The organism is Methylibium sp., assembly GCF_013817365.1.
Taxonomy (GTDB): Bacteria; Pseudomonadota; Gammaproteobacteria; order Burkholderiales; family Burkholderiaceae_C; genus Methylibium.
Window position 1 is genome coordinate 1 of the sequence record NZ_JACDCU010000237.1, and the last position, 6,328, is coordinate 6,328.

Consider the following 6,328-nt stretch of genomic DNA (forward strand, 5'->3'; position numbering starts at 1 on the left):
TGCCCTTCGCGGTGCTGCGCAGCATTTCCGACCGCGCCGACGACAGCGCTCATGTCGACTTCAGCCGCTTCGTGCGCGAGGTCGCCGGCCCGTTGTCCGCGACGATCGTGCGGTGCTGGCTGCGCAATGGGGCTTCTGCGGCGCCGGCCTGAAGCGCCGCCGGCGGCACTCCTTCGTGTTGCCGCTCGGGCGGGCATTTGCCGGCTCGAAGCCGCGTCCCTCGAAGGGTTCCGCCAGAAGCTCTGCCTTGGCGCCGTCCGAACCTGCACTCGCAGCTTGGGAGCCGCGGCGCTCAGCCCATCAGCCAGCGCGCCGGCCCCGGCAGCAGCACGGCGCCGAGCACCCCGTGCAGGCCCATCGCCAAGCTGGCATAGGCCCCGGCGCGCGGATGCACCGACCAGGCCCGCGCGGTGCCGATGCCGTGTGCCGCCAGGCCGAGCGCGAAGCCGCGCGCGGCCCAGTCGCGCACGCCCATGGCGTTGAGCAGCGGCGTGACGACCAGCGCGCCGACGATGCCGGTGGTCACCGCGAACACCGCTGCCAGGGTCGCCGAGCCGCCGATGCGCTCGGCGATGCCCATCGCGATGGGCGCCGTCACCGACTTCGGCAGAAGCGAGGCCATCATCACCGGCGAAGCACCGAGCATCCAGGCCAGGCCCAGCGCCACGACGATCGACGTGCTCGCGCCGAGCAGCAGGGCGGTGAGCAAGGTGCCGGCGCGCTGGCGCAGCTCCGGCCACAGGCGTGCCAGGGGCACTGCCAGCGCCACGGTGGCGGTCCCGAGCAGGAAGTGCACGAACTGCGCGCCCTCGAAGTAGCGGCGGTAGGGCGTGCCGGTCGCCCACAGCACCGCGATGATCGCCAGCACCGACCACAACACCGGGTTGGCCAGCGGATGCCGTCCGCTGCGCGCCGACACGCGCTCGGCGATCACATAGGTGCCGAGCGTGAGGGTCAGGCCGAACAACGGCGTGGCGGCCAGATAGACCCACACCTCCGACAGCGGCTCCAGCGCGCCGGTCAAGCCGAGCGGCGGGCTCATGGCGGCCGAGGCCCGTCTGGCGGCGACTCACCGCCTTCGTCGCCGAGCCGATGGCGCAGGAACCACGCCGTGACCGCGATCGCCGCGACCGTGCTGGCGAGCAGCGCCACGATCCAGGCCAGCCCCTCGCGCGCCAGCGGCTCCCAGTACAGCATCACCCCGACCGCGGCCGGAATGAAGAAGATCGAGAGATGCGCGAGGAGCCCGTCGGCGGCCTGCGCCAGCGCGGCCCAGACCGGCTTGCCGCGCCGCTGGCGAAGCAACAGCACCGCGAGCAAGGCGACCAGCCCCATCACCGGCCCCGGGACCGGTGCGCCGGTGAGCTGCGCGATCGCCTCGCCGAGCGACTGGAACAGCAGCAGCGTCGCCAGGCCCTGGATCATCCTGCCGCCGCGAAGACGCCGAAGTGCTCCAGCAGGCGCCGACCGATGCGCTCGCGCCGGGGCGCATCCGCAATGCTCTGCATGTCGATGTTGAGGGCGAAACCGTGCAGCCCGCCCGCCTGCTCGACCCAGCCGACCCACCAGCCGACTTGCGGCTTCGCATCGAACAGCCAGCCGCTCTTGGCGTGCAGTACCGCCCCAGCCCGCGTTTCGACGGTGCTGATGTCGCGCACGATGGCCAGACTGCGCGCGCTGACCGGCAAGCTGCCCTGCGCCAGGCGCACCAGGAAAGCCGCCTGCTCGATGGCGCTGATGGCCAGCGGCCCGTCGAGCCAGAAGCGATCGACGACCCCTCCCACTTCGGCATTGCCGTAGCCGAAGCCGGCCACCGCCGCACGCATGCGGGCCAGTCCGATGCGGCGCGCCAGTTCCTGACAGACCGGCACGCTGGAGGCGGCAAAGGCCTCGCGCAGGTTCAGGTCGCGTTCCCACTGCGGAAAAAGCTGCGGTTTGCCGCCGTAGGGCACGACCTCGCGTTCGTCGCGCACCGCGCCGGCTTCGAGGGCGATCAGGCTGTTGGGGATCTTGAACGTCGAGGCCGGGGCAAAGCGCTGCCGCGCGCGCCGGCCGTTGACCAGCCTCGATTCGCCGGTGGCGGCGTCGAGCAGCGCGAAGCAGCCGGCCGTTCTTTCCTCGGAGAAAAAGCGGTCTAGCGCCGTGGCCTCGTTCGCCCCGGCGAACGGCGCGCAGCCGGGCAGTACCGCCGCGAAGGCCCCGCCGAGCAGCGCCCTGCGCGTCGCCGATGCGACGCCGGGAGCCGTCACGCTTTGCGGGCGGGCCGGCGGCGCGCAAGCCGGCAGTTGTTCGGGTGCGGTCATGGTGGGCTTGTGTCGGGGCGGTCGGCTGGCGGGCCAGTATAGAAAGCCGGTCAGGCGCGATCACGCGATCACGCGCTCACACGCACCGCGCGCACCGCGCGCACCGCGCGAGCGCGGACGTGGCGGCGTCACGCATGGGCCCAACCGGAGAGCGGTTTTTTTCTAGGGGGTCATCTTTTGATGACCCGATGGTCAGTAAGATCAGCCGCTTCTTAAAAACCAAGCGCGTGCGTAGGTCATTCGCCTGCATGCGCACTGGCAGGAAAGCTCGCCGCCACCCGCGCGCGGGCGGCCCTTGCCACCGTTCCACTCAACACCCGGGTGTTCCATGCGCGAATCAGCTGCCGCCTTCCTGCCTTCTTCGATCTCCCATGGTCTGCGGCGGGCCACGCTGCTCGGCGCGGTGCTGGCATCGGGCACTTGGCTCGCCGGCTGCTCCGACCCGGTCGAGGCTCAGGGCGGCCCGCCACCGGCACCGCCCGTCTCGGTGGCGCCGGCGGTAGAAAAGCCGATCGCCGACCGCGAGGAGTTCACCGGGCGACTGCAGGCGCTGGAGACGGTCGATATCCGCGCGCGCGTGGGCGGCACCATCGAGCAGGTGCATTTCCGCGACGGCACGGTCGTGAAGAAGGGCCAGCTGTTGTTCACCATCGACGCGCGGCCCTACCGCGCCGAGGTCGCACGCGCCGAATCACAACTGGCCGCGGCCCGCTCGCGCGCCGGTCTGGCCAAGGCCGAGCTGGCGCGTGCGCAGAAGCTGCTCGACGACCAGGCGGTGTCACGCCAGGAGTTCGACCAGCTCGGCTCCAGCGCCAGAACTTCGAACGCGGACATCCAGGCGGCCGACGCGGCCCTGCGCGTGGCCCGGCTCAACCTCGACTACACCTTCGTGCGCTCGCCGATCGCCGGGCGTGCCTCGCTGGCCAACATCACGGCGGGCAACCTGGTCGGTGCCGAGAACGTGCTGACCACCGTGGTCGCCACCCACCGGGTGTATGCCTACTTCGACGGCAGCGAGCAGACCTTCCTGCGCCTGCGCGAAGGCAACGGCGAGGCGCTGCAGGTCAAGATGGGGCTGGCCAACGAGGCCGGTTTCCCGCACGCCGGCACCATCGACTTCATCGACAACCGGCTCAACCCGCAGACCGGTGCGATCCGCATGCGTGCGGTGTTCGACAACGCCGACGGCCGCTTCACGCCCGGCCTGTTCGCCAAGCTGCAGGTGTCGCAAGTCAAGACGCGACCGGCGGTGCTCACGCCGGAGCGCGCGATCGGCACGGACCAGAGCAAGCGCTTCGTGCTGGTCGTCGGCGCCGACAACACGGCCGAGTTCCGCGAGGTTCAGCTGGGCGCGCTGATCGACGGCATGCGCGTGATCACTGGCGGGCTGAAGCCGGGTGAACTGGTGGTCGTCAACGGCTTGCAGCGTGTCAGGCCCGGCGCGCCGATCGCGCCGGAGAAGCTCGAGCTCGATGCGCGCGGCATGCCCATCGAGAAGCCGCCCGCCCCGCCGCCGGCCGGCAGCCCTGCCACGCTTGACGCCGGAGCGACGACATGAACCTCTCGCGCTTCTTCATCGACCGGCCGATCTTCGCGGCCGTGCTGTCGATCTTCATCACCCTGGTCGGCGCCATCGCCATCTTCGAGTTGCCGATCTCCGAGTACCCCGCCGTTGCGCCGCCCCAGGTAGTGGTGCGCGCGCAGTTCCCCGGCGCGAACCCGCGGGTGATCGCCGAGACGGTCGCCACGCCGTTGGAAGAGCAGATCAACGGCATTCCGAACATGCTCTACATGAGCAGCCAGTCGACCGCCGACGGCGCGATGACGCTGGCGATCAGCTTCACCATCGGCACCGACCCCGACGAGGCCGAAACCCAGGTGCAAAGCCGCGTCAACCGCGCGCTGCCGCGCCTGCCGGAAGTGGTGCGCCAGATCGGCGTGACCACCGAAAAAAGCTCGCCCAACCTGACCATGGTGGTGCACATGGTCTCGCCGGACGACCGCTACGACGCGCTGTACCTGCGCAACTACGCGGCACTGAACGTGCGCGACGCGCTGCTGCGCCTGCCCGGCATGGGCTCGGTGCAGACCTTCGGCTCGGGCGACTACGCGATGCGCGTGTGGCTCGATCCGCAAAAGCTCGCCGCACGCAACCTGATCTCGAGCGACGTGGTCACCGCCATCCGCGAGCAGAACGCGCAGGTGGCGGCCGGCGTGGTCGGTGCGCCGCCGGCACCCAATCAGACGGAGTTCCAGCTCGCCATCAACACCCAGGGCCGCCTGAGCACGGAGCAGGAGTTCGCCGAGGTCATCGTCAAGGCCGACACGACCGACGGCTCGCTGGTCCGCGTGAAGGACGTCGGCCGTGTCGAGCTCGGCCCCAACACCTATGCGCTCGGCTCGCTGCTGAACAACCAGGAAGCCGCCGCGGTGGTGATCTTCCAGGCGCCCGATTCCAATGCGTTGCAGCTCTCGGCCGACGTGCGCGCCACGATGGAAGAGCTGAAGGCCAACTTCCCGCCGGGCGTGGACTACAGCATCGTCTATGACCCGACGCGCTTCGTGCAGACCTCGATCGAAAAGGTGATCGTCACCCTGCTCGAAGCCGTTGCGCTGGTCGTGCTGGTGGTGATCGTGTTCCTGCAGACCTGGCGCGCGTCGATCATTCCGCTGCTGGCCGTGCCGGTGTCGATCATCGGCACCTTCGCGGTGCTGCTCCTGCTGGGTTTTTCGATCAACACGCTCACGCTCTTCGGCCTGGTGCTGGCGATCGGCATCGTGGTGGACGACGCGATCGTGGTGGTCGAGAACGTCGAGCGCAACATCGAGGCGGGCCTGTCGCCGCGCGACGCCAGCGTGAAGGCGATGCAGGAAGTGTCGGGCCCCATCATCGCGATCGGCCTGGTGCTGTGCGCGGTGTTCGTGCCGCTGGCCTTCGTGTCGGGTCTGTCAGGGCAGTTCTACAAGCAGTTCGCGGTGACGATCGCGATTTCCACCGTCATCTCAGCGTTCAATTCGCTCACGCTCTCGCCGGCGCTGAGCGCCATCCTGCTGCGTCCTCACGACGCGCCGAAGGACTGGCTCACGCGCGGCATGGACAAGGCATTCGGCCGCTTCTTCCACTGGTTCGACCGCTTCTTCCGCCGCAATGCCGACCGCTACAGCAGCGGCATCACCAGCGTGGTGGTCAAGCGCAAGGGCGTCTCGCTGATCGTGTACGCGCTGTTGCTCGGCGCGACCTTCCTGCTCTTTCGGCAAGTGCCGCCCGGGTTCGTGCCGCAGCAGGACAAGCAGTACCTGATCGGCATCGCGCAGCTGCCCGACGGCGCCAGCCTGGAACGCACCACAAAGGTGATCCGCGAGATGAGCGACATCGCCAAGGGCGTGCCCGGCGTGAAGGACTCGGTGGCCTTCCCGGGCCTGTCGATCAACGGCTTCACGGCGGCGCCCAACAGCGGGATCGTGTTTTTCGGACTGAACGACTTCGAGGACCGCACCACGCCCGAGACCAGCGCCGACGCGATCGTGGGCGAGATCAACATGCGGTTGGGCGCGATCCAGGACGCCTTCATGTTCGTGCTCTCGCCGCCGCCGGTCGATGGCCTGGGCAATGCGGGCGGCTTCAAGCTGCAACTGCTCGACCGCGATTCGCTCGGCGAGGAGGCGCTGCACGGCGTGGTCCAGCAGCTGATGGGCCGCGTGTACGGCGATCCGAACAGCCCGCTCACGCAGTTTTTCTCCGGCTACCAGATCAACGTGCCGCAGCTCTTCGCCAATGTCGACCGCACGAAGGCCAAGCAGATGGGCGTGAACCTCAACGACATCTACGAGACGATGCAGACGCACCTGGGCTCGCTGTACGTGAACGACTTCAACCGCTTCGGCAAGACCTACCAGGTGATCGTGCAGGCGGACGCAGCTCACCGCGCCAAGGCCGAGGACATCGGCCAGCTCAAGATCCGGAACGCCCGCGGCGAGATGCTGCCGCTGGCCTCGCTGATGACGGTGGAGCCGACCTTCGGGCC

At 69.2% G+C, this 6,328-nt stretch carries 5 protein-coding genes and 1 pseudogene; 3 read left to right on the forward strand and 3 right to left on the reverse strand.

Going from position 1 to position 6,328, the window contains the following annotated elements; translation table 11 throughout:
• Window positions 1-152, forward strand: a pseudogene (locus H0W38_RS14145) (5'-methylthioadenosine/adenosylhomocysteine nucleosidase); the annotation flags it as partial.
• 140 nt (window positions 153-292) lie between these two features.
• Here the strand turns inward: H0W38_RS14145 and H0W38_RS14150 are convergent.
• The 3 genes from H0W38_RS14150 to blaOXA are packed head-to-tail and all read right to left on the reverse strand — an operon-like array spanning window position 293 to window position 2,303.
• Window positions 293-1,042, reverse strand: a complete 750-nt coding sequence (locus tag H0W38_RS14150; protein ID WP_292455139.1) for an LrgB family protein — start codon at window positions 1,040-1,042, stop codon at window positions 293-295.
• Window positions 1,039-1,425 (reverse strand): CidA/LrgA family protein, encoded by a 387-nt coding sequence (locus H0W38_RS14155; RefSeq protein ID WP_292455140.1) that lies wholly within the window; start codon window positions 1,423-1,425, stop codon window positions 1,039-1,041. Before H0W38_RS14155 ends, H0W38_RS14150 begins: the two co-directional genes overlap by 4 nt.
• Window positions 1,422-2,303, reverse strand: coding sequence for a class D beta-lactamase (blaOXA, locus tag H0W38_RS14160; protein WP_292455141.1), 882 nt, complete (start codon window positions 2,301-2,303; stop codon window positions 1,422-1,424). The genes H0W38_RS14155 and blaOXA overlap by 4 nt, the downstream gene beginning before the upstream one ends.
• A 328-nt stretch (window positions 2,304-2,631) precedes the next feature.
• On the opposite strand from blaOXA, the gene H0W38_RS14165 reads away from it, so the two are divergent.
• Window positions 2,632-3,861 (forward strand): efflux RND transporter periplasmic adaptor subunit, encoded by a 1,230-nt coding sequence (locus H0W38_RS14165; RefSeq protein WP_292455143.1) that lies wholly within the window; start codon window positions 2,632-2,634, stop codon window positions 3,859-3,861.
• Window positions 3,858-6,328, forward strand: a 2,471-nt coding sequence (locus H0W38_RS14170; protein WP_292455144.1) for an efflux RND transporter permease subunit, incomplete at its 3' end; no start/stop codon positions are given. The genes H0W38_RS14165 and H0W38_RS14170, both read left to right, overlap by 4 nt.